Annotated in this window: 18 protein-coding genes; 7 read left to right on the top strand and 11 right to left on the bottom strand. The window is 74.9% G+C overall.

Annotation, left to right across the window (positions count from 1 at the left end):
• The first annotated feature begins 169 nt into the window (after positions 1-169).
• Positions 170-4147, top strand: a complete 3978-nt coding sequence (gene eccCa, locus J2S46_RS38810; RefSeq protein WP_191291069.1) for a type VII secretion protein EccCa — start codon at positions 170-172, stop codon at positions 4145-4147.
• Positions 4148-4532: 385 nt separating this feature from the next.
• Entirely contained in the window at positions 4533-7022 is a 2490-nt protein-coding gene (locus J2S46_RS38805) for a hypothetical protein (RefSeq protein WP_191291033.1), read from the top strand.
• 158 nt (positions 7023-7180) lie between these two features.
• On the opposite strand, the gene paaI is transcribed toward J2S46_RS38805, so the two are convergent.
• Positions 7181-7618, bottom strand: a complete 438-nt coding sequence (paaI, locus tag J2S46_RS38800) for a hydroxyphenylacetyl-CoA thioesterase PaaI (protein ID WP_191291034.1) — start codon at positions 7616-7618, stop codon at positions 7181-7183.
• A gap of 376 nt (positions 7619-7994) precedes the next feature.
• Here paaI and J2S46_RS38795 point away from each other — a divergent pair, with 376 nt between their 5' ends.
• Complete coding sequence (locus tag J2S46_RS38795) at positions 7995-8816, top strand: SAM-dependent methyltransferase (protein WP_191291035.1); 822 nt, start codon at positions 7995-7997, stop codon at positions 8814-8816.
• A gap of 188 nt (positions 8817-9004) precedes the next feature.
• Here the strand turns inward: J2S46_RS38795 and J2S46_RS38790 are convergent, their stop codons facing one another.
• From J2S46_RS38790 to J2S46_RS38780, 3 genes are all read right to left on the bottom strand, one after another.
• Positions 9005-9553: an HAD domain-containing protein gene (locus J2S46_RS38790; RefSeq protein WP_191291036.1), complete on the bottom strand. Its 549-nt coding sequence runs from the start codon at positions 9551-9553 to the stop codon at positions 9005-9007.
• 74 nt (positions 9554-9627) lie between these two features.
• On the bottom strand, positions 9628-10914 hold the full coding sequence (locus J2S46_RS38785; RefSeq protein WP_191291037.1) for an MFS transporter: 1287 nt from the start codon (positions 10912-10914) through the stop codon (positions 9628-9630).
• A gap of 29 nt (positions 10915-10943) precedes the next feature.
• Positions 10944-11528, bottom strand: a complete 585-nt coding sequence (locus J2S46_RS38780; protein WP_191291038.1) for a helix-turn-helix domain-containing protein — start codon at positions 11526-11528, stop codon at positions 10944-10946.
• Positions 11529-11732: 204 nt separating this feature from the next.
• On the opposite strand from J2S46_RS38780, the gene J2S46_RS38775 reads away from it, so the two are divergent.
• Together J2S46_RS38775 and J2S46_RS38770 are read left to right on the top strand one after the other, a co-directional pair.
• Positions 11733-12155, top strand: a complete 423-nt coding sequence (locus J2S46_RS38775; RefSeq protein ID WP_307352634.1) for an SDR family oxidoreductase — start codon at positions 11733-11735, stop codon at positions 12153-12155.
• 187 nt (positions 12156-12342) lie between these two features.
• Positions 12343-13095, top strand: coding sequence for a Clp protease N-terminal domain-containing protein (locus tag J2S46_RS38770; protein WP_191291039.1), 753 nt, complete (start codon positions 12343-12345; stop codon positions 13093-13095).
• 176 nt (positions 13096-13271) lie between these two features.
• Here the strand turns inward: J2S46_RS38770 and J2S46_RS38765 are convergent, their stop codons facing one another.
• From J2S46_RS38765 to J2S46_RS38755, 3 genes are all read right to left on the bottom strand, one after another.
• A complete protein-coding gene (locus J2S46_RS38765; protein ID WP_191291040.1) occupies positions 13272-14396 on the bottom strand; it encodes an AAA family ATPase in 1125 nt (374 codons plus the stop codon).
• Complete coding sequence (pnuC, locus tag J2S46_RS38760; RefSeq protein WP_191291041.1) at positions 14393-15055, bottom strand: nicotinamide riboside transporter PnuC; 663 nt, start codon at positions 15053-15055, stop codon at positions 14393-14395. The genes J2S46_RS38765 and pnuC overlap by 4 nt, the downstream gene beginning before the upstream one ends.
• Positions 15056-15281: 226 nt before the next feature.
• Positions 15282-16409 carry an MFS transporter gene (locus J2S46_RS38755; protein WP_191291070.1) on the bottom strand — a complete coding sequence of 376 codons (1128 nt, stop codon included), beginning with the start codon at positions 16407-16409 and terminating at the stop codon, positions 15282-15284.
• 271 nt (positions 16410-16680) lie between these two features.
• On the opposite strand from J2S46_RS38755, the gene J2S46_RS38750 reads away from it, so the two are divergent.
• Complete coding sequence (locus tag J2S46_RS38750; RefSeq protein ID WP_191291042.1) at positions 16681-17430, top strand: AraC family transcriptional regulator; 750 nt, start codon at positions 16681-16683, stop codon at positions 17428-17430.
• A gap of 71 nt (positions 17431-17501) precedes the next feature.
• Positions 17502-17720 carry a hypothetical protein gene (locus tag J2S46_RS38745; RefSeq protein ID WP_191291043.1) on the top strand — a complete coding sequence of 73 codons (219 nt, stop codon included), beginning with the start codon at positions 17502-17504 and terminating at the stop codon, positions 17718-17720.
• Between the two features lie 80 nt (positions 17721-17800).
• Here J2S46_RS38745 and J2S46_RS38740 read toward each other — a convergent pair whose 3' ends face one another.
• The 4 genes from J2S46_RS38740 to J2S46_RS38725 all read right to left on the bottom strand — a co-directional run bounded on the left by J2S46_RS38740 (position 17801) and on the right by J2S46_RS38725 (position 21486).
• Complete coding sequence (locus J2S46_RS38740) at positions 17801-19024, bottom strand: C40 family peptidase (protein WP_191291045.1); 1224 nt, start codon at positions 19022-19024, stop codon at positions 17801-17803.
• 286 nt (positions 19025-19310) lie between these two features.
• The gene (locus J2S46_RS38735; protein WP_229912870.1) at positions 19311-19913 is read right to left on the bottom strand and encodes an HAD family hydrolase; all 603 of its coding nucleotides are present in this window, start codon (positions 19911-19913) and stop codon (positions 19311-19313) included.
• An 81-nt stretch (positions 19914-19994) separates the two neighbouring features.
• Positions 19995-20405, bottom strand: a complete 411-nt coding sequence (locus J2S46_RS38730) for a VOC family protein (protein ID WP_191291047.1) — start codon at positions 20403-20405, stop codon at positions 19995-19997.
• A gap of 61 nt (positions 20406-20466) precedes the next feature.
• Positions 20467-21486, bottom strand: a complete 1020-nt coding sequence (locus J2S46_RS38725; protein ID WP_191291048.1) for a hypothetical protein — start codon at positions 21484-21486, stop codon at positions 20467-20469.
• Positions 21487-21663 lie beyond the last annotated feature (177 nt).

Genomic DNA, 21663 nt, shown 5'->3' with positions numbered 1-21663 from the left:
AGGGCCCGGTCGGCCGGCCGGTGAACCTCCGCAGGGCCGCCGTCCGTGCTCCTGGGCGGACGACACGCGTCCCGGGCCGCGGATCACCGGTCGGCCGTCCCCCATCGCGAGGAGCCCTTCGTTGAGCGTGGTGCTGGTCAACCGTCCGCCCAGGCGCCCCGGCCCGGAGATGCCCGACGGCGAGATCCAGTTGCAGGAGCCGCCCGCCCTCCCCGAGGCGCAGAGCGGCATGGCGAGCGTGATCAGCATGGCGCCGATGGCACTGAGCTCGCTCTCGATGGTGTTCATCTTCCTGCGCCCGGGTGAGGGCGGCGGCATCCTGATGTACGTGGCGATGGGCATGATGGGGCTCTCCGCCGTGGGCATGCTGGTGACCCAGCTCATCCGCGGCTCCAGCGACCGGAAGCGGGAGCTGCGCGCCGAGCGCCGGGACTACCTGCGCTACCTGTCCCAGATCCGCCGCCAGGTGCGCGCCCACGTCGTGCGCCAGCAGGAGGCGCTCGGCTGGCGCCACCCCGCGCCGTCCGTGCTGGCCGCGCTGGCCCGCACCTCCCGGCTGTGGGAGCGCCGCAGTACGCACCCCGACTTCGGGGACGTCCGGATCGGGACGGGCCCGCAGCGCCTCGCCGTGCGGCTGGCCCCGCTGTCCACCAAGCCGGTGGAGGACCTGGAGCCGCTCTGCGCCCACGCGCTGCGCCGCTTCATCAACGCCTACGGCACCGTGGCCGACCAGCCGGTCGCGGTCTACCTGCGGGGCTACGCGCAGATCCTGCTGCGCGCCGACGACCGCGCCGACGCCCGCGCGCTGGCCAGGGCGATGCTGGCGCAGCTGACCGTCTTCCACGCGCCCGACGAGCTGCGGATCGCGGTGGTCACCGACGCCGAGCACCGCGCCGAGTGGGAGTGGACGAAGTGGCTGCCGCACGCCCTGCACCCGGTGGACACCGACGGGGTGGGGCCGGTGCGCCTGGTGGCGGGCTCGATCGCGGAGATCGAGCAGCTGCTCGGCGGCGAGTTCGGGGCCCGTCCGCCGTACGAGCCGGACGCCCAGCCCGGGCGGGACGAGCCCTACACGGTGATCGTGCTGGACGGTCCGCAGGTCGGCCCGGCGACCAGGGCGGCGCTCGCCGGCTACCGCAACGCCACGCTGCTCGACCTCGGCGACACCCTGGAGTGGAAGCCCCTGCGGTTCCGCCTGCGGCTGCGGATCGAGGGCGGCGCCCTGGCGATGGTCGGCGCGGACCGCAACCACCGGGACGACGTCACCCCCCTCGGCCGCCCCGACGCCCTCTCGGCGGCCGCCGCCCGCCGGCTGGCGCTGGGGCTGGCACCCTTCCGGATCGGCGACAGCACGGAGGCCGGCGAGCCGCTGGAGACCGATTTCGACCTCGCGATGCTGCTCGGGATCCGCGACCTGCACCGGCACGACGTGGTGGAGACCTGGTCCCGGCGCGGGATCGCGGACCGGTTGCGGGTCCCGCTCGGCATCGCCGCCGACGGCTCGCCCGTCGAACTGGACATCAAGGAGTCGGCGCAGGGCGGCATGGGCCCGCACGGCATGCTGATCGGCGCCACCGGCTCCGGCAAGTCCGAGCTGCTGCGGACCCTGGTACTGGCGCTGGCCGTCACGCACTCCTCCGAGGTGCTGAACTTCGTCCTGGTCGACTTCAAGGGCGGCGCCACCTTCCTCGGCCTCGACCGGCTGCCGCACACCTCCGCGGTGATCACCAACCTGGCCGACGAGGCCTCCCTGGTGGACCGGATGCGGGACGCACTGCACGGTGAACTGGTGCGGCGCCAGGAGCTGCTCCGGGCCGCCGGCAACTACAGCTCGCTGCTCGACTACGAGACGGCCCGCGCCGCCGGGGCGGCCCTGGAGCCGCTGCCCACGCTGTTCGTGGTGGTCGACGAGTTCAGCGAACTGCTGGCCGCACACCGTGACTTCATGGACCTCTTCATCATGATCGGCCGGCTGGGCCGCTCGCTCGGCGTGCACCTGCTGCTCGCCTCGCAACGGCTGGACGAGGGCCGGATGCACGCGCTGGAGTCCCACCTGTCCTACCGGATCGGGCTGCGGACCTTCTCCGCCATGGAGAGCCGGGGCGTCCTCGGCGTTCCCGACGCCTACCAGCTGCCCTCCCAGCCCGGCAACGGGTTCCTGCGCAGCGACATCGCCACCCTGACCAGGTTCAAGGCCGCGTACGTCTCCGGGCCGTACCGGGCCAGGCGCCGGGCGGCCCGTCAGGAGGTGGTGGCCGGTCAGGTGGCCGCGTACGGCACCGAGTACGTGGCACCGCGCCGGACGCTCGCCCTCCCCGCGGAGGCCGAGCCGCCGTCGTCGCCGGAGCCGCCCGAGCAGAGCGGTACCCTGCTGGACCTCGCGGTGGCGCGGCTCACCGACGCGGGGCCGCCCGCGTACCAGGTGTGGCTGCCCCCGCTGGACGTCCCGCCCACCCTGGACGAGCTGCTGCCGCCGCTGGCGCCGCACCCCGAGTACGGCCTGACCACCGAGGGCGAGGCCGCCAGGGGAACCCTGACGGTGCCGGTGGGCGTCGTCGACCGGCCCTTCCAGCAGGCACGCGACCTGCTCACCGCCGACCTCTCCGGCGCCGGGGGCCACGTGGGTGTCGCGGGCGGCCCGCAGAGCGGCAAGAGCACCCTGATCCGCACCCTGCTGTGCGGGCTCGCACTCACCCACACCCCGCTCGAAGTGCAGTTCTACTGCCTGGACTTCGGCGGTGGCACGCTCTCCGCGCTGCGCGGGCTGCCGCACGTCGGAGGGGTCACCGGCCGGCACGACCCCGAGCGGGTGGTGCGTACCGTCGCCGAGGTGAACGGCATCCTGGTCCGGCGCGAGCAGCGCTTCGCCGAGCTGGGCATCGACTCCGTCTCGGCCTTCCGCCGGCGCCGGGCCGCCGGCGAGCTGCCCGAGGAGCGGCACGGCGACGTCTTCCTCGTGATCGACGGCTGGAACACCGTCCGCCAGGAGTTCCCCGACCTCGCCCCCGCCCTGACCCTGATCGCCCAGCGCGGCCTGAACTACGGCATCCACCTGGTCGTCGGGACGACCCGCTGGGGCGAGGTCACCGGCGCGCTGCGCGACCTGCTGGGCACCCGGTTCGAACTCCGGCTCGGCGACGCGGTGGACTCCGCCATCAACATGCGGGCGGCCGGCAAGGTGCCGAAGATCCCCGGACGGGGCCTGACCGGCGACGAGATGCACTTCCTCGCCGCCCTGCCCCGGCTGGACGGCGGCAGCGGCACGGACGACCTCGGGGCGGGCGTCGCCGACCTGGTCGACGTGCTCGCCGACCACTGGACCGGCCCGCGCGCCCCCGAGGTGCGGATGCTCCCGCTGTCCCTGGACGCGGCCGCGCTGCCCGGGCCCGAGGGCCGGCTCCGCATCCCGATCGGCCTCCAGGACACCACGATCGCGCCGCTGTGGCACAACTTCGAGGAGTCCCCGCACCTGCTGGTGGTCGGCGACAGCGAGGCGGGCAAGACCAACCTGCTCAAGCTGGTCACCGCGGCCGTCACCACCGCCTACACCCCCGCCGAGGCGCGGATCATGCTGGTCGACTACCGGCGCGAGCTGCACGAGGCCGTCCCCGACGACTACCGGCTGGGTCACGCGGTCGCCGTCGACGTCCTGCGGCAGATCGTCGACGGCGCGGCCCGGGCCATGGCCAACCGCCTGCCCGGCGCCGATCTCACGCCGGCCCGGCTCAAGTTGCGGGACTGGTGGGAAGGGCCCGAACTCTTCATCGTGGTCGACGACTACGAGCTGGTGTCGGGCTCCCCCGGCGGCATGTCCGCCCACCCGTTCGCGGCCCTGTTCGACTACCTCGCCCAGGGCGCCGAGCTGGGCCTGCACCTGATCGTCGCGCGGGGCGCCAACGGCATCGGCCGCGCCTCGTCCGACCCGCTGCTGCGCAAACTGGAGGAGGTCAACACCCCCGTGCTGCTGCTGTCCTGCCCGCCGAGCGAGGGGTACCTCTTCGGCAACGTCAAGCCCCGCGACTTCCCGCCCGGCCGCGGCCTCTACATCACCCGGCGCCGCACCGTCCAGGTGCAGACCGCGATCACGGCCGGTGCCGGGGACGGGACGGGGACCGGTGAGGGGGCCGGCAGAGGGGAATCGTCGTAGACGGGCGGGCCCGGGACGCCCTCGGCGAGCGCGGGGGCACGGGCGGGCGCGGGGACGGCGCGGGGACGGCGCGGGGACGGCCGGGCGCGGGGACGGCGCGGGGACGGCGCGGGGACGGCCGGGCGGGCGGGGTGAACCTCCGGCGGTGCCGGGCCCGTAGAGCCGGTTGGTGCCCCGCCAAGACGCGACCGGGCAGGGAGAGGGCAGAGCGATGAGCACACCAGCGCCGGCGGCCGGAGCCGACCCCGGTACGGACCCCGGGCCGGGGTCCGTACCGGGGTCCCTGAGCGGGCCGCGGTCCGGGGCAGGGCCCGGGCGGAGGGTCGAGCCGGCCGTCGGGGACGGGTCGCGGGACGGCGGCGGTGTGGCGGGCGGCGGTGCGCCGGTGTGGCGCCGCCTGACCCGACGCATCGGTGGTGCCGAGACCGGCGCGGCGGGCCCGCCGCCCGAGCCGACGGCCGGCGCCGGGCCGTCGGGCCTGCATCGCGTCGGTGAGCACTTCGTCATCGCCCCGGGCGCGGGCGTGGGGACGGCTCCCGCCGGGACGGCACCGAACGGCCTGCCGACCGGGCTGACGACGGCGCTGGCCCGGCTTCGGCCCTCCCCGAACTCCCTGGTGCTGCTGGCGGCCGCCCCCGACGCGGCGACCGTGCTGCTCGGCCGGCTGGCGGAGCTGACCCGGGCGGCCGCCGAACGGGGTGCCACCACCCTGGTCCTGGCCGCCTCCGGACTCGCGGCCCCGCCGGAGTCCGGACGGCGCCCGGCCGAACAGCTCGCGGAGCTGGCCGGGCTGTCGGTGGTGGCCCCGGACGGAATGGTCACGCTCCGCCCCGACGGCACCCTGCTGACCACCGGTACCGCGGAGGGCGCTGCCGCCTCCTGGTGGATCTGCCCGCCCGCCGGGGCGGTCCAGGGACTCGGCCCGGTCTGGCCGCCGGCCGAGCCGGCGGGCCCGGCCGCCGCCGCCACGGTCACCGCTGCCGCCGTTTCCCCTGCCGAGGTGCCCGCAGCGTCGGAACCGGTGCTCGCCGCACCGGTGACCCTCGCAGCCCCCGCGCCGTCCGCCACCGTTGCAGCCACCGGTCCTACCGGTCCCACCGTTACCGCCGCGGGCAACAGCTCCGCACCGATTCCGGAGGCCCCCGTGCGGGAGGCACCGGACGCCACCGGGCAACCCGATCCCGACGGCCTGCTCGCCACCGCGCTGCCCCGCGGGTTCTGGATCAGGAGCGGATCATCCGCCGAACTCGCCGGGCCCGCCCCGCTGCATAGGGCCACCACGACCGACAACACCGTGGTCCTGGTGGTCGGCCGCCCCGGCGGGCCGCTGCCGACCGCCCGGCAACTGGCCGCGGTCGTCCGCCGGCTGCTCCCGTCCACCCCCGGGGAGCTGCTGCTCAGCGCGCCCTGGTCGGCCGTCGTCGCACTGGTCGGGCTCGCCGCCGAGCTTGCCGCCGAGCTGGAGCGTGACGTACGGGCGGCCGTCGGCCTGCCGATGCGCACCGCCGGCGGCCTCTCGTCCCGGCTGCTGGACGCCGAGGGCCGGGCGACCTGGGAGCCCTGGCTGACCGAGCTGACCGCCTGCGCCGGGACCCGCCGCGTGGTCGCCTCCGCCTGGCGCAGCGCGCCGGCCGGCCTTGCACCCTGCGGTCCGGCGGTCTTCGGGACCGCCCTGCCGGGTTGGCGGCTGGAGGCCGTGCCCGCCGGCCTCTGGTTGCGCCCGGCCGACCCCGGGCCGCACCGGGAGCCCCGACTGCTGGATCCGGACCCGGCGCGCCCGCTCCTGCTGGTCGGTGCGGGAGGTCAGCCGGTTCCTCCGGAGATCCTGGCGGACGTGGGCAGCCTGCTGGCCGCGCTGGCGGGGCCGGGGGCAGCCGAGCCCGCCGTGGTGGTCGACGGCGTGCCGGTCCACCCTGAGGTGAGCTTCGGCCGGCCCGGCGGCCCGGCGGTCGTGGCCGCCGAGCAGGCTTCGGACCCGGTGACGGCCGGGCCGACGGGCGAGCACCCGGACACGGCCGAGCCGACCCGCGGGCAGCCGGACGAGCGACGCATCGCAACCTCCGCGCAGCCCCGTCCCCTGGTCTCCGAGACGGCCACCGCCCCCGACCGAACCGCCCCCGACCGGACGGCCCTCGCGGCCGAACGCACCGCCTTCAAGGCCCTGCTGGGAAGCCACTTCCAGCGCTGCGCGAGTCACGCCGATCAGGTGGCGACGCGGCTCCCGGCCCTGCGCTCCGTCGCGCGGGAGGATCTGAAGTGCGACTTGGCGGCGGTCTACCTGCACCACTGGGACTCCGGCGTCCCGGTCACCCGCGCGGAGCTGATCGAGACAGCCCGCCGATCCGATCCGGGGGCGCTCGCCCCCTACCTGGCCTGCCTGGGATCGGGGCTGCGCAGGCTGCCGAGCCACCACGGCGCCGTCCTGCTGGGCGCCCACGCGGGTGCGCCGGAGCTACGGCACTACGTTCCGGGGACGCTGCTGACCGAGCCCGCTCCGGTCGTCGGGGTCCCCTCCCACGACGTCGAGTTGGGGACGCCGGTCGAGTTCGCCCTGTGGTCCGTGACCGGCCGCAGGACGTCGGTTTTCGCCGAGGACGGCGAGCCCGAGGTGGTCTTCCCGCCCGGCTCGCGGTTCTCCGTCCTGGAGGTGATACCCGCCCAGGAGGATGTGCCGACCAGGGTCCTGCTCCGTGAGGACGGCCTGCCCGGGACCCAGCCGCGGGCCGGGAGCGGCCTTCCGGACCGCCGCGACGAACACGCCCGAATGCGGCTGCTCGCCTGGCTTGCCCGCCGGGACGTCCTCACCCCGCAGGAACGCCGCTCCCCGGACCGTCCCGACCGCCTCCGGCTGACCCCGGGCGTCGCACCGCACTGAACACCGTCCCCACCGGGCCGGGCGGCGGGCAGGGCCGGCGACCGCGGCCGCCCGGAATGCAATCCAGGACCGTCCGCCGGGGAACGGAACCGGACGCCCGCGTGGAATTCGGGTGAATGCACGCACGCCACACCTGGGACAGGAGGGCCGCTCCCCGGTCAGGAGTCCTGGGGAATTCCTCCGAGGGCGACACTCTGCCCGCGGAATTCCGCCACGACCTTCCCGGCGGAGTGCCGGACGGTCACGTCGTAGACGCCGTTGCGCCCGGAGCGCGCCCGCTCCACGGCCTCGGCGACCAGTTCGTCACCGACCGCGGCCGGGGCCAGGAAGGTGACCTGCGCGGCCTGCGCCACGGTGACCTGGCCGTAGCTGTTGCAGGCGTAGGAGAAAGCCGCGTCGGCCAGCAGGAACAGATAGCCGCCGTGCGCCATCCCGTAACCGTTGACCATCTCCTCGGTCACCCGCATCCGCATCAGGGCGCGCCCCGCGGACACCTCGTCCAGCGCGATTCCGAGCGTCTGGCAGGTCCGGTCGCGCTCGTACAGCGAGGCGATCCTGGAATGCCCGGCAAGGGCCGGTCCGATATTCGCGCCCATGAATTCCCGCTTTCCCCCGGGAGCAACCGGAAACGGTCGGTGCTCCGTGCAGCAGAATTACATCGAGCCGGGCCACCGGCTGTCAATGGCCGTGGTATTCCGCACAGGTGCGGCTCCGGCGGCCGCTCCGGCGGTGACTCCCCTGCGGGGCCGCGGGCATGACGGTGCGCCCGCCGGAGGCGGACGGCGACCAGCGACCAGCGACCAGCGAGCCGGGCAGCGACCAGCCGGCAGCGGGGCCGAGACGTCTGCGGCGGACATCCCGTCGACCCAATCTGCCTCTGTGGCAGACGAATTGAAAGATCATCACTATATGATCTGGCGCAGGCCGCGCACCGCCGTGGGCGCCCGGCCATCCGACGCGAAGGATCCCCACATGACCACATTCGCCGAGCGTCCCGCGGCCGTCGTGGATGTCGCCAACATCGCGCGGATCTACGACTACTACCTGGGCGGTCTCTACAACTTCGCGGTCGACCGGGAGAAGGCCGAGCGGATCAGGACCATGCTGCCCAGCGTCGACCTGCTGGCCCGGGCCAACCGGGACTGGCTGCGCCGCTCGGTACGGTTCCTGATCGCCCAGGGCGTGGACCAGTTCATCGATCTGGCCTCCGGGCTGCCCACCATGAACAACACCCACGAGGTGGCGCACGCCCGTAACCCGCAGGCCCGGGTGGTCTACGTCGACTGCGAGCCGTCGGCCGTCCGGCACGGCGAGGAGATCCTGGCCGGCGAACCGCTCGTCGCCATGATCGAGGCCGACGGCCGCGACCCGGAGCAGGTGTGGTCGCACCCCAGCACCCGCGAACTGATCGACCTCAGCCGGCCGGTCGGCATCCTGATGGGCGGCCTGCTGGTCTTCGTCGACGACGCGCAGGACCCGGCCGCCCTGGTCACCTCCTACCGGGAGGCGTGCGCCCCCGGGAGCTACCTGTCGATCTCGCACCTTTCGGACGACCTCGCCGACGAGGCCACCCGCGTCCAGGTGGGGCGGATGACCGACGCCTACCTGGCCGGGGTGGGCCAGCAGTTGTACGTCCGCGACCGCAAGGTGATCGCCTCGTGGTTCGAGGGCATGGAGCTGGTCGAGCCCGGCCTGACCCTGATGGCGGACTGGCGCCCGGACCCGGGTCTGGACGTCGACGCGCAGACCGCCTCCCGGGTCCTGGGGTACGGCGCGACCGCCCGGGTCCTCTGACCCGGCCCCGGCGAGCCGGGTCCGTCCGCTCCGGGAGGCGCTTCACCCGCGCCCCCGGACCGGACGGGCCGCACGGGCCCGGCCGCCGTCGCGGCTGCCGTCCGCCGCGAGGGCGCAACTCCACCCGCTCCAGGCCCGGTTGCCCGGCTGTCCCCCGCCCGGGGCGGGCTTCTCCCCCAGGGCGGGCGTCACTCCCGCGCCGCGCCGGCCCCGCGCAGCCAGCGGTCGAGCGCGGCGAAGTCGGCCTCGGTGAGCCCGGTACGAGGGTCCACCCGGTGCAGCAGGGCCGGGCCCGCGTGGTGCGCGGCCACCCAGGCCCGGTCGGCGGCGGTGATCTCGTCGTCGACCCAGGCGAACGGCCTGGCGCCGGCCAGGCCGACCAGGGCCCGGGTCTTCCAGTGCAGTCCGCGGCGCTCGTCCGCCCGCTGCTGCTCCTCGGACAGCTCCGGCGGGTCCAGCACCGGGAGGTCCGGCAGGCCGATCGCGGGCGCCACGTCGGTGTTGGCGTCGGCCATCCACGTGGTGGCCCAGACCAACTCGCACGGAAGCGCGAGGAGTCGTGGCCCGAGCGCCGGATCGAGCCGGGCCAGCAGCGGATTGGCGGCCGCCCCGGCCGCGGGCGTCGCGCGGTGCCCGTGCGCGGTGCTCGCGGGGTGTTCACGAGGTGTCCCGCCGAACGGGAGGAGAGGTCCGTCGACGTCGAGGAAGAGCAGTGGGAGCGGTGATCGGCCGGTCATGGCCGCATGCTACTGCGACGTCGGGCGACGTCCGTCTGCTCGTTCCGCCCGTCCGCTGCTGCCCTGCCCGGCGCCTACACGCTCACACCTTCGCCGCCCGTGCCGTCCATCCGGCGCCAGGAGGGGAAGGCCGGCGGGCAGAGCGTGATCAGCAGGTACGCCCCGCCGACAAGTGCGAGTGCCGTGGTCAGCCCGGCCCGGTCGACCAGGAAGCCGCAGGCGAGGCCGCCGAGCGGCGTCGCCAGCAGCACTCCCGCCGCCAGGACGCCCGTCACCCGGCTGCGCAGTGCGGGGGGCACGAGCTCGTACAGCACGGTCGAGACGATCGGGTTGAGGATTCCGGCGGCCACACCGGCGACGGCCAGCGTGACGGCCAGGGGCAGCAGACCGGGCGCGAACGCCGCGACCAGCATGCGCGGGCCTCCACTCACCAGGAGGCAGCAGGCGTACAGCGTGCGGCGGGGAAGCCGGGCGCCCAGCACCGCGTGCAGCAGCGACCCGCCGAGCGCGCCGGCCGCGAAGAGGCCGGCGAGCAGGCCGAGGTCGATCGATCCGCCCAGGTCGCGCTCGGCGTGCACGGGCAGCAGTACGGCACTCCATGCCTGGTCCAGGCCGTTGGTGACCATGAGCACCAAGGTGATGGCGAGCAGCAGGCGCTGACGGAGCAGGAAGACCAGGCCCTCGCGCAGTTCCTCGCGGTACGTACGCAGGTTGACCGGGGGCGCGTTCCGTTGCGGGGCGGCGGCGGGAACGCGCCGGACACCGAGGGCGACCAGCAGCGCCGAGACGCCGAAGGTCGCCGTGTCGAGGAGCAGGACCGGACCGGCCCCGACGAGCGTGATCAGTACGCCGGCCCCCGCGGCGCCCAGCAGCCGTGCCCCTCTGGACGCACTCGTGTACAGGCTCATGGCCCGGGTGAGCGGGATGCCGGCGTGGTCGGCGAGATCGGGGGCGAGCACCTGGCGCGCGGTCTCTCCCGGGGCCTGGAACAGGCCGTTGACCGCCATGAGGACGCACAGCTGCCAGAACCGCAGGAGGGCGGCCCACTGGAGGACCGGGATCAGCCCGACGGCCGTCCCGCACACCAGGTCCGACAGCACCGATGCACGCAGGCGGCCGATCCGGTCGATCACCGGTCCGGCCGTGAGCGCCGACACCGCCAGCGGCAGCATCCCGCAGAAGGCCACCAGGCCTGCCCGGGAGGCGCTTCCGGTGGTCTGCAGGACGAACCAGGGCACTCCGATGCCCGCGAGGGCGTTGCCGGTGATCGAGACGAGATTGGCGGCCAGCAGGGCGCCGAGCGGCCGCCGGTCCGGGGCGGCCCGGGCCTCGTCGGCGCGGTCGGTGGCGGCGACGGTCATGGGGATGTCTCCGTGCGGTCGTCGGGTCGTCAGCTCTTCGGGAGGGGAAAGGCGTGCAGGTGGATGCGGACGGGGACGGCCCGGGCCTCGTCGGCAGCGGCCCGGTCGCGGAAGCTCTGTACGAGTTCGTGCGTCCGGCCGACGAGTTCCCGTGCGAGTTCGGGCGTCAGGCGCAGGTTGAAGTCGCTCATGTCCCAGCTGCGACGCCACTCCTCGGGCCGGTCGCCGGTGCCCGCGAGCCAGTCGGCCAGCTCCCGGGCGTGGACCGCGGCCACCTCGTTGAGGAACACGCCCATGGCGCCGCGCACTTCGGGATCGGGATGCTCCAGGAAGTCCTCAAGGCTGTCGAACCGGTGGCCGCGGTGCTCGGCCCGCCACCAGCGTTCACGGGTGGTGCCCCGGTCCGTCTCCTCCGCGATGAAGCCGTGCGCGCCGAGCTGCCGCAGGTGGTAGCTGACCGAGGCGGACGACTCGCCGAGCCTGGTGGCGAGCTTCGTGGCCGTGGCCGGGCCGTTCTCCCGCAGCGCGGCGAGCAGGCGCATCCGCAGCGGGTGCGCGAGGCCGCGCAGGGAGCGGGCGTCGAGGCTGCGTACGGCGGGCTGAGGTTCCGTCATGGCCGGCAGACTAGCGATCGCCACCATTCCTTTGCAACGAAGTCTTTGCATGAAGCGGGATCGCCGTGAGGGCCGCCGCACGGGCCCGTCCGCGGGCCCCCTCGGCCACCGTGGGCGAATCGGCACCTGACGTGCCGACAGGTGGTCACCGCCGGCTCGGAGGCCGTTCCCGGCGGACGCCTCCGGGGCTGGACGCTCTCGCGTATGGGCGTGAGCCTCTGGACGATGGCCCGGCGGGCGCGGCGGACGTTGACCGGAGCCATGACCGAGAACAGCAAGAACTCCGACCACACCCAGGACACCCGGGACCGCAGCACATCGGACGCGCAGCGGGCGACCGCCGGGACGGCGGCCGCACCCGTCACGCTGGTGATCGGCGGCACCGGCAAGACCGGCCGCCGGGTCGCGGCGCGGCTCACCGCCCGGGGGCTGCCGGTGCGGATCGGCTCGCGCGGAGCCCGGCCGCGGTTCGACCGGGGGGACCCGTCCGGCCGGGAGGCGGTGCTGGAGGGGGTCGGCGCCGTCTACCTGACCTACTACCCCGATCTGGCCTTCCCGGGGGCCGCCGAGGCGGTCGAGGCCTTCCCGGCGGGCTGCCGCCGGAGTTCGCGGACCTCTTCGACCTGATCACGGACGGGCGCAACGCCCACCTGGCCTCCGGGGTCCAGGAGGCCCTGGGCCGGGCGCCCCGCGACTTCGCGGAGTACGCCCGGAGGACCGCCGCCGCGGGCGCCTGGGACCTCTGAGCCCGCCCCCCTCCTGCTGTCGTCAACCACTGGTTGACGACAGCAGGGCGTCAACCTATGGTTGACGCATGACGAATCCGACCCGCATCACGTCCCCCGTCCGGCTCGACGACCTGATCGACGCCATCAGGAAGGTGCACCCCGACGCGCTCGACCAGCTCTCCGGCGCGGTCATCGCCGCCGACCACCTCGGCGAGCTGGCCGACCACCTGATCGGCCACTTCGTGGACCAGGCGCGACGCTCCGGCGCCTCCTGGACGGAGATCGGCCGGAGCATGGGCGTCTCCAAGCAGGCCGCCCAGAAGCGGTTCGTCCCCAAATCCTCCGGTGCGCAGCCGGACCTCGACCCCAGCCAGGGCTTCGGGCGCTACACCGACGACGCCCGCAGCGTCGTGATGGCCTCGCAGAACGAAGCCTACGCGGCGGGCAACAGCGAGATCCGCCCCGAGCACCTGGTGCTGGGGCTGCTCGGCCGGCCGGAGGCGCTGGGCATGGAGGCGATCACCGCCCAGGGCGTCACCGGCGACGCCGTCCGGGAGGCGGCCGTCGCGGCGCTGCCGCCGGCCGTCGCGGAGGTGCCCGAGCTGGTCCCGTTCGACGCGCGGGCCAAGAAAGCGCTGGAGCTCACCTTCCGGGAGGCGCTGCGACTGGGCCACAACTACGTCGGCACCGAGCACATCCTGCTCGCCCTGCTGGAACTCGAGGACGGCGACGGCGTGCTGACCGGTCTCGGCGTCGACAAGGCCGCCGCCGAGGCCCATATCGCGGCCGCGGTGGCCGCCGAGCAGGCCGCGCACGAGGGTGAGGAGCAGCAGGCCTGACGGTGCGGCGGCGGCCGCGGGCCCACCGCGACGGCACGGCCGACCGCCCGGCGGCGCGGGAACGTACAGGGCCGGACCGGTCCGCCGGGCCGATCCGCCGGCACCGGGCGGATCGGCCCGGCGGACCGGAGGAGCGGTTCAACCCAGCGGTTCAACCCAGCGGGTCAGCCAGCGGTTCAACCCAGCGGGTCAGCCAGCGGCACGCCTTCGGCGAGCAGCGCGTCGACGGCCGCCAGCGCCCGCTCCAGCCGCTCCACCCGGTCACCCCGAAGCTCCAGCCAGGGGGTGCGGCCGGCCGCGAGCACCTCGCGGAAGCGGCCGGTCATCCAGGGGCGCAGATGCTCGCCGTCTCGCAGCCCGTCGTCCTCGAACGGGACGCCCTGGTCGGAGGTCAGCAGGTAGAGGGCGCGCGGTGACAGTCCGGCGGCCAGCTCCCGGACGGGCCCGGTGACCGCGCCCCGGTGGCGCTCCTGCCAGACGGTGGTGGCGAGGGCGTCGGTGTCGCAGACCAGGACGGGGCCGCCGGCCCGGGCGGCCCCGTCCTCGGCGGCGCTCTGCCGGCGGCAGACCAGTTCGAAGTCCTGGTCGTCCCACTCCAGGTCGAAGACGGTCGGCGGCGGGCCGGCCGGGTCCGCGACGGCCCGGGCGACGGCCAGCTTGGCGGCCGTCAGCTCCCTGCCGTACTCGGGCACCCAGCCGGTCAGGGCGTGCGGGCCGCCCCTGGCGCGGAGCGCTGCGGCGAGGTCCCGGGAGAGCGTCGTGGTGCCGGTGGACTCGGCGCCGAGCACGACCACCCGGCGGGCCAGCCAGGCCCGGACGGGAGGTTCGAGGTCGCTCCAGTACCCGGCCGGGTCGGCGCGGACCTTCGTCCCCGACACCGGGAAGGTGTCGCGGCCCTGGTCCAGCAGCACGGCGGCGGCGCCGAAGCGGCGAGCCAGTTCGGTGCCGTAGGGCTCGGAGCTGAACACCGCGTCCACCACGGGGCTGCGGCCGTCGGCGGCCGCCGCCAGGGCGACTCCGTCCCGCATCAGGGCGACGTGCCCGTCCCAGGCCGTCTCGCTGTCGTAGTCGACCGTCAGGTTGTCGACCACGCCGGCAACCCGGACGTGCGGCTCGCCCGCCCAGGCCTCGGTGACCCAGGCGACCCGGGCGGCCAGCGGTATGGACTCGACGTCGGCGGCCATCACCACGACGGTGACGAGGTCGCAGGCGTCGGCGGCGCTGCGGATCAGGAAGTGGTGGCCGGCGTGCGGCGGGTAGAACTTGCCGATCACCAGGCCGTGCCGGAACCGCGCGCTCATGCCGGCACCGCCGCCGGCTCCGGGGTCGAGGCGGCGGCCAGGTCGCGGTGCCAGGCCCGCAGGCCGAGCCCGCAGAGACCGAGGAACAGCAGGTAGACGAGGGCGGTGAGGTCCAGCGACCTGCTCAGGTAGAGCGGGATGTAGACCAGGTCGGCGGCGATCCAGAAGTACCAGGTCTCGATCCGCCTGGTGTTGAGCAGCCATTGGGCGGCCAGCGACAGGGCGGTGGTGAGGGCGTCCCAGAACGGGGCGCTGTCCCCGGCCCGGGCGAGCAGGACGGTGAGCCCCCAGGTCACCGGGACGAGCAGGGACGCGGTGGCGGCCAGCAGGCGCGGCCCGGCGGGGCGGACGCTGACGCCGGTGCGGTCGGCACCGCCGCGCAGCCACTGCCACCAGCCGTGCGCGCCGAGGGCGAGGAAGACCACCTGCAGCGCGGCGTCCGCGTAGAGCCGGGCTCCGGCGAAGAGCACCAGGAAGAAGATGTTGTTAGCGATGCCGACGGGGAAGTTCCAGGCCTTGCCCTTGACGGTCAGCCAGACGCAGGCCGCGCCGGTGGCGAAGCCGAGCAGTTCGGCCCAGGTCACCTCGTCGCCGCCGACATGACCGAGCACGGTGGTGAGCGGCGCGGTGAGGTCACTCAGGAAATCGGTGATGGGCACGGCCCCTCCTGCACATTATGGTCAGGGTGACGATAATGATCCGGGAGGGGCCGCGCAACCCTTCCACCTGGCGGAACCGCAACGGACCGGCCGGCCACGGGGTCGGGCCCGTCCGCCACGGGCCGCTCACCCCGGTGCGCAGCCCGCCCAGGGTCTCGGTGCCCCCGCCCCTTGGTCACCCCGGCCCGGCAGCCACCCCGACCAGGAAGTCACCCCGGCCCGGCAGTCACCCCGGCCCGGCGGCCGCCCGTTCCGGCTCCGCCAGGAAGTACGCCAGCCCGACTCCCAGCAGCGGCACCGCGCACAAGGCCGTCAGCACCCCGCGCGGGCCGTGGCTCTCGGCGATCAGCCCGAGCACCGGCGCGATCAGGCCGCCGACGCTCACCGCCAGCCCCAGGGTGACCCCGGCGGCCGTGCCCGGCCGGGTGGGGAGGTAGTCCTGACCGAGCTTGACCAGTACCGCGAAGGGCAGGTTGAGGGCGGCGCCCGCCAGCACCGCGAACAGCAGCGGCGGGTACTGTCCCGGCATCAGCCGCAGCCCGAGCAGGGCGGGCACGGTGAGCGCCGTGCCCAGCCGGACGGTCCGCACCAGCCCGATCCGGTCGGCGATCCGCCCGCCGCCGAGCGTGCCCGCCACCCCGCCGCCCAGGAAGCAGGCCAGGGCCACCCCGCCGAGCGCCCGGGAGGCGTACAGATCGCGCAGCCAGTACAGCGTGACGAAGGTGCTCACCCCGAAGAAGACCACCGAGCGGACCACCTCGACGGCGGTCAGCAGCAGGAAGGGCCCCCAGCGGTCGGTACCGGCCGGCGCCCCGGCGCGGGCCGCGGCCAGCGCGCGCTGCCGGTGCCGGTCCCGGAACAGCACGTACGCCATCAGCAGAGCCGGCGGCACGAACAGCACCGTGGAACCCACGCCCCAGGCCACCAGTGCGGGCGTGGCGAGAACCGGCGCCAGGAAGAACCCGACGCTGCCGCCGGCCGCGAAGACGCCCATCGCCGCCGTGCTCTCCCCCGCCGCCTCACGCGCGGCCTTGCCGGCGGCCGGGTGGAACATCGCCACCCCGAGGCCGGACAGCAGCACCAGCAGCCACACCGCCGGGTAGGACGGGACCAGTCCCGACAGGCCGAGCCCGAGGCCCGCCAGCGCCACCCCCGCGGCGGCCGGCCAGCCGAGCCGCATCCGGTCGACGGCCACGCCGATGAACGGCTGCGGAACCGAACTGCCCAGCGTCGCGGCGAGGGTGAGTCCGCCGGCCGCCACGTAGCCGTAGCCGCGCTCCAGCACGAAGTAGGGAACCACGGCCGGCACCAGGCCCTGGTACAGATCGTCCACCGCGTGCGCGACGCCCCACATCCGCATCCGGCGCCAGACGCCGGGCTCCGCGGGTGGTGCCGTGACCGGTGCCGCCTTGAGCACTCCGGCCGGGGCCGCCTTGAGCACTCCGGGCGGCGCGGCGGGCGCGACCGGCTCCGGCGGGTCGGCGCGCCGCACACCGTCGTGCTGCCTGCTGTCCTGCGTACGGCTGTTCATGCCGTGGATCGACCTCCCGGATCGGCCCGTCGTGGGTACGGGCACCAGCCTGCCGGGGGCACCGGGTGGTCGGCTTCCGTTACTCTGACAACAAATGTCGAAATTCCGCCAGCACCCGCACGAGCCGACCCGCCGGCCGCTCGCGCACGGCGAGCGCGTCGAGTGGCACTTCCACACCGCGAACCAGCTGATCTGCCCGGGCCGGGGCGTCCTCCAGGTGTCCACGCCGGACGGCCGCTGGGTCGTCCCGCCGCACCGCGCGGTCTGGCTCCCGGCCGGCGTCCCGCACTCCCACCAGGCGTACGGGCCTGCCGAGTTGCGCTGCCTGGCCTTCCCCGCCGAGGTGAACCCCCTACGACTGGAGCGGCCGGCGGTGCTCGCCGTGACCCCGCTGCTGCGCGAGGTCATCGCCCTCCTCAGCGGGCCCGACTCGCCGGCCGGGGAGCCGCTCCGCACCCTGGAGCAGGTCGCCCTGGACCAGCTGCGGCAGGCCCCGCCACTGGCCATGCTGCTGCCCGCGGCCACCGACCCGCGGCTGCGCGACGTCACCGACCTGCTCGCCGCCGACCCCGCCGACCAGCGCTCGCTGGCCCGGCTCGGCGCGGCGGTCGGCGCCTCCGAGCGGACCCTCAGCCGGCTGTTCCGCCGCGACACCGGCATGAGCTTCCCGCAGTGGCGGACCCAGCTGCGCCTGCAGCACGCCCTCACCCTGCTGGCCGCCGGCCACTCGGTCACCGCCGTCGCGGCCGCGACCGGCTACTCGTCCCCGAGCGCCTTCGTGGAGGCCTTCCGGCTCGCCTTCGGCACCACCCCGGGCCGGCACCGGCGCGAGGGCGGGCACTGAGCCGGGCGGCCCATCCGGAGTTCACCCGGCCCCCTGGTCGGAGGCGGCCCCCGGACCTGGGAGACTGGATCATGACCCTCAACCGCCGCCCGCTCGGGCAGCCCTTCTCCGAACCCGCCTCGGACGACTCCGCACCCGTCGTCCGCACCGGGCCGCTGCCCGTCGCGACGGTTCCGGAGTTCCGCCGGCCGCCCGGTACGGACGAGCCCGCCCCGGCCGCCACCTGGCGCCCGCTCGGCGCCCGCGACCTGCTGCCGTTCTCAGACACCGGCCGCCCGGCCGGGGCCTGACCGCAGGCTCCCCCGTACCGGACGGTCGCGCCGTCCGGTACGGGAAGCCGATCAACGGCCCGGGACGGGCCCGGACGGGATCAGCAGTCCGGGATCACCGTGCCGTTGTTGTCCTTGGCCACGTCGTTGCCCCAGCGGGACAGGTAGTAGGCCGACACCCACTGCCCGCCCGGGCCGACGTCCGGATCCGTCTTCAGCCACCAGTGGTTGAAGCTGCTCCCACCTGAGACTTCACGCCCCCAGGCCTTGCAGAACACATAGTTGGTGCCCTGGTACAGCGTCCCCGTACTGCTGGTGCTCGTGGGCGACGCGAACACCGGGGCGTTGGCGAAGGTGTCCACCCAGTACTTGGAGGCGGTCGGCGGCGGCGGTGTGGTCGAGCCGCCCGGACAGTCCGGGATCACGGTGCCGTTGTTGTCCTTGGCCACGTCGTTGCCCCAGCGGGACAGGTAGTAGGCCGACACCCACTGCCCGCCCGGGCCGACGTCCGGATCCGTCTTCAGCCACCAGTGGTTGAAGCTGCTCCCACCGGAGACTTCACGCCCCCAGGCCTTGCAGAACACATAGTTGGTGCCCTGGTACAGCGTCCCCGTACTGCTGGTGCTCGTGGGCGACGCGAACACCGGGGCGTTGGCGAAGGTGTCCACCCAGTACTGGCCGCCGCCGGGCGGCGGGGTGGGGCTGCCGCCGCCCGGGCCGTAGAGGCGGATCGCGCCGTAGTAGTCACCGTGCGAGGAGAGCGCCGCCACCTGGACGTGGCCGCCGGAGTACGGAGCCTCCGCGATCCAGCCCTGGCCCAGGTACATCGCCACATGATGGATGGTGGAGGCGGTGTTGCCGAAGAACACCAGGTCTCCCGGGAGCAACGGCCCTGTGCCGTCGGCGCGGTAGAACCGGGCGACCGCCCGGGAGGACGGCCACTGGGTGGTGGTCACCCCGTTGATCACGTCGGTGCCGACCGCCAGGTAGTAGGCGTAGCGCACCATGCCGGAGCAGTCGAGGCCCCGGACGTGGCAGTCGTTCGGGGCGCCGTTGGAGGCGTCGCAGATCCCGTACGACAGCCCGGGTTGCGCGCCGTGGCCGCCGCCCCAGGAGTACGGGGTGCCGATGAGCCCGCAGGCGGAGTTCACCGCGGCGGCGGCCTGCGGCGCGGCGCCGGAGGCGAGCACCCCGCAGGCAGGGGCGGCCTGGGCGGGCTGCGCCCCGGCGAAGAAGACCAGCAGGGAGGCGAACACGGCCAGCAGGGCCGCGTGCCGCAGCACCAGGAGTGCTCGGCGCGGTAACGGGTCGACGCGCGTAGTCATCAGGGAGTCCAGAGGGTCGACTGCCGGAAGTGGCAGGAGGGGGGCGGGAGTTGATGGCGGCCATTGAAGCAGCGGGAAACGCCCCCCGATAGGCCCTGGGCGGAAAATCGCGCCACCGACACGACTGCTTCACAGGCCTGTGGCGGTGGCCACCACAGGCCCGGCCCGGATGCCTTGCCGTCCACCACCGGCGGCGCCGCCCGGCTCGACGACACCTTGGGCGCCGCTCCCTGAGGACCGCAGGACGCGACGGCGGGCGGGCGTCCCGGCGGACACCGTCCCCGTGCTACCCCCGGGCGGCCGGGCGCGCCCGCGGCCCGGGCACGCGGACCCAGGCCATCCCCGCCGCCTGCGCGGCCCGGACCCCGTTGTCGGCGTCTTCGAAGACCAGGCAGCGCTCGGGGTCGACGCCCAACTGCCGGGCGGCCAGCAGGAACGGGTCCGGGGCGGGCTTGGGCCGCGGGTAGTCGCCGTCGCAGACCATCACCTCGAACCGGTCGAGCAGCCCCAGCGTGGTCAGCGAGGCCGTCACCGACGCACGGCCGCTGCCGGACACGATCGCGAACGGGATCCGCCCGTGGGCCTCCTCGATGTGCTCCAGCACGCCGGGCACCGCGGCCAGCTCCGGCAACATCTCCTGGTAGAGCTCCAGGTGGCGGTCGGCGACGACCGCCACCGGCATGGCCAGTCCGCGGTCGGCGTTGAGATCGGTGATGATGTCGGGCACCGTCCGGCCGCCCCAGGCGTAGAACAGCTCCTCGGACAACTCGCAGCCCCACTCGCCCAGGGCCTGCCGCCAGGCGAGGAAGTGCAGCGGCATGGAGTCGGCGACGGTCCCGTCGCAGTCGAAGAGGTAGGCGTCGAACTCACCGGGGGGCAGACTCAGCATCACGGCACCACCGTACGGCGTCGCCGCGCCCCGGTCCGCCCCGGGTGCGGGCCCGCACGCCGGCCTGCGGGCCCGTCGCCCTCAGGAGCTGGACCAGCCACGGGACGACAGCACCAGCAGGTAGCCGTCCGGGTCCTGGACCGTGACTCCCCATTCGTCCCAGTACGGATTGTGCGCGGGCACCCGGGTGCCGCCGTGCCGCACCAGGCGTTCGACCAGCTCGGCGGGGACGGGCTCGTCCAGGTAGACCACGAAGAGGTCCTCCGGGCCGGGCGGCGACGCGGCCGCGATCCCGGAGTCCCCGACGAGCTCCAGGTGCCAGGCTGCCGCGGGCCAGCCGACCATCAGCAGCGAGTGGTCGCCCGTGGCGCCCGTCCCCTCGTGCCGGTACAGCACGTCGAGCCCGAGTCCGCCGGCCCAGAAGCGCTCGGCCGCGGCCAGGTCCCGGGACGGGCGGGCGATTCGGACATGGGACTTGGCGTCGGCCGGCACGGGCGGTCCTCTCCTAGAAGAGCCCCAGCCTAGCGGGCGCCGGGCGGAACCCACCCGCTGCTCACCGCCTCGCGTCCCAGGCGCGCAGCGCCAGCGCCGCGGCCTCCCGTGCCTGGGCGGTGGCCCCGTCGGCCGGGAGCAGGTAGTCGGCGACCGGGGTGAGCAGCAACTCGCCGTGCTCGAAGGGGACGCAGCGCGAGCCGTCCCAGTCGTCACGGGTGACGGTGCGGCGCAGCAGCACGCCGTGCCGAGCCCGGCCGGAGCGGGCGGCCGGGACGCTCTCCCGGCGGCGCAGTTCGGCGGCCGACCCGGGCTCCAGGGCCGCACGGACCCCGGCCAGCGAACCGAGCGGGACGTGCGCGGCGGCGAGGTCGAGCAGCGCGGCGGCCTCCGGGGCGAGCCGGTAGGCGGCGACCAGGGCGGCCGTCTCCACCGGGTCGAAGGGCAGTTGGGCCAGCATCAGGACGTCCACCACGTCCCGCACCTGGAAGGCCCGCCGCAGGCCCTCCTCGGCCAGGGCGATCAGGCACTCGACGTGGTCCTCGGCCACCAGCACCGGGCGGACGGGGACGGCCGCCAGGTCACCGGCGAGGGCGGCGGTGCAGAGGCCGACCCGGTACCAGGGGTCGACCAGCGGGTCGGCGGCCGGCCAGTGCAGGGTGACGGCGGTGTGCCGGGGCCGGCCGCCGAAGACCGTCACGCCGATCTCCTCCACCGGGTGGTCGGCGACCAGCCGCACCACCGCCTGCCAGAGCGCGGCCTCGCCGGGGGCGACGAGCTCCAGGTCCCCCTGCGGGCGGAGCAGCCCGGGCGGGTAGTAGCCGGCCAGCCGCAGACCCCTGATCGGCCTGACCCCGGTCGACTGCTCCAGCCCGCGGGCGAGTTCGGCGTAGTGCTCGGTCCTGACCCGGGCCCGGCGCAGCTCCGCGCGGGCCGGTTCGCCCATCCTGACCTCCTCGTGGGCGAGCAAGGACAGGACGAGATAAGGCAGTTGATGGACGGCGCGGGAGGTCCTGAGCAACTCGGCCGGGCCGGCCTGGCGGTCCACCTCGAGCAGGTCGTACAACAGGTCGGTGTGCATGGCGTCCGCCTCCAGACAGCGTGGTCGATGACCCGTCCGGGTCGCGGCGACCGGGCCGGCGGCCCGGCTCCGGCGGCCGGTCCGAGGTGCCCGGCGCGAGGGCGGGCGGCGTCGCCGCGTCCCGGCCGGGGCGGTGCCGTTGGCGGCGGGCGGGCCCCGGTCGGCTCCACCGACGGT

Origin of the sequence: Kitasatospora herbaricolor (assembly GCF_030813695.1) — a bacterium.
Lineage (GTDB): Bacteria > Actinomycetota > Actinomycetes > Streptomycetales > Streptomycetaceae > Kitasatospora > Kitasatospora herbaricolor.
This window is presented reverse-complemented; position numbering and strand designations above follow the sequence as displayed.

What these genes read in the sequence shown, in the direction of transcription:
- eccCa (WP_191291069.1), top strand. Translation starts at nt 170, where the DNA reads ATGCCCGACGGCGAGATCCAGTTGCAGGAGCCGCCCGCCCTCCCCGAG.
- paaI (WP_191291034.1), bottom strand. Translation starts at nt 7,618, where the DNA reads ATGGGCGCGAATATCGGACCGGCCCTTGCCGGGCATTCCAGGATCGCC.
- J2S46_RS38795 (WP_191291035.1), top strand. Translation starts at nt 7,995, where the DNA reads ATGACCACATTCGCCGAGCGTCCCGCGGCCGTCGTGGATGTCGCCAAC.
- J2S46_RS38790 (WP_191291036.1), bottom strand. Translation starts at nt 9,553, where the DNA reads ATGACCGGCCGATCACCGCTCCCACTGCTCTTCCTCGACGTCGACGGA.
- J2S46_RS38785 (WP_191291037.1), bottom strand. Translation starts at nt 10,914, where the DNA reads ATGACCGTCGCCGCCACCGACCGCGCCGACGAGGCCCGGGCCGCCCCG.
- J2S46_RS38780 (WP_191291038.1), bottom strand. Translation starts at nt 11,528, where the DNA reads ATGACGGAACCTCAGCCCGCCGTACGCAGCCTCGACGCCCGCTCCCTG.
- J2S46_RS38775 (WP_307352634.1), top strand. Translation starts at nt 11,733, where the DNA reads ATGGGCGTGAGCCTCTGGACGATGGCCCGGCGGGCGCGGCGGACGTTG.
- J2S46_RS38770 (WP_191291039.1), top strand. Translation starts at nt 12,343, where the DNA reads ATGACGAATCCGACCCGCATCACGTCCCCCGTCCGGCTCGACGACCTG.
- J2S46_RS38765 (WP_191291040.1), bottom strand. Translation starts at nt 14,396, where the DNA reads ATGAGCGCGCGGTTCCGGCACGGCCTGGTGATCGGCAAGTTCTACCCG.
- J2S46_RS38755 (WP_191291070.1), bottom strand. Translation starts at nt 16,409, where the DNA reads ATGTGGGGCGTCGCGCACGCGGTGGACGATCTGTACCAGGGCCTGGTG.
- J2S46_RS38750 (WP_191291042.1), top strand. Translation starts at nt 16,681, where the DNA reads ATGTCGAAATTCCGCCAGCACCCGCACGAGCCGACCCGCCGGCCGCTC.
- J2S46_RS38745 (WP_191291043.1), top strand. Translation starts at nt 17,502, where the DNA reads ATGACCCTCAACCGCCGCCCGCTCGGGCAGCCCTTCTCCGAACCCGCC.
- J2S46_RS38740 (WP_191291045.1), bottom strand. Translation starts at nt 19,024, where the DNA reads ATGACTACGCGCGTCGACCCGTTACCGCGCCGAGCACTCCTGGTGCTG.
- J2S46_RS38735 (WP_229912870.1), bottom strand. Translation starts at nt 19,913, where the DNA reads ATGCTGAGTCTGCCCCCCGGTGAGTTCGACGCCTACCTCTTCGACTGC.
- J2S46_RS38725 (WP_191291048.1), bottom strand. Translation starts at nt 21,486, where the DNA reads ATGCACACCGACCTGTTGTACGACCTGCTCGAGGTGGACCGCCAGGCC.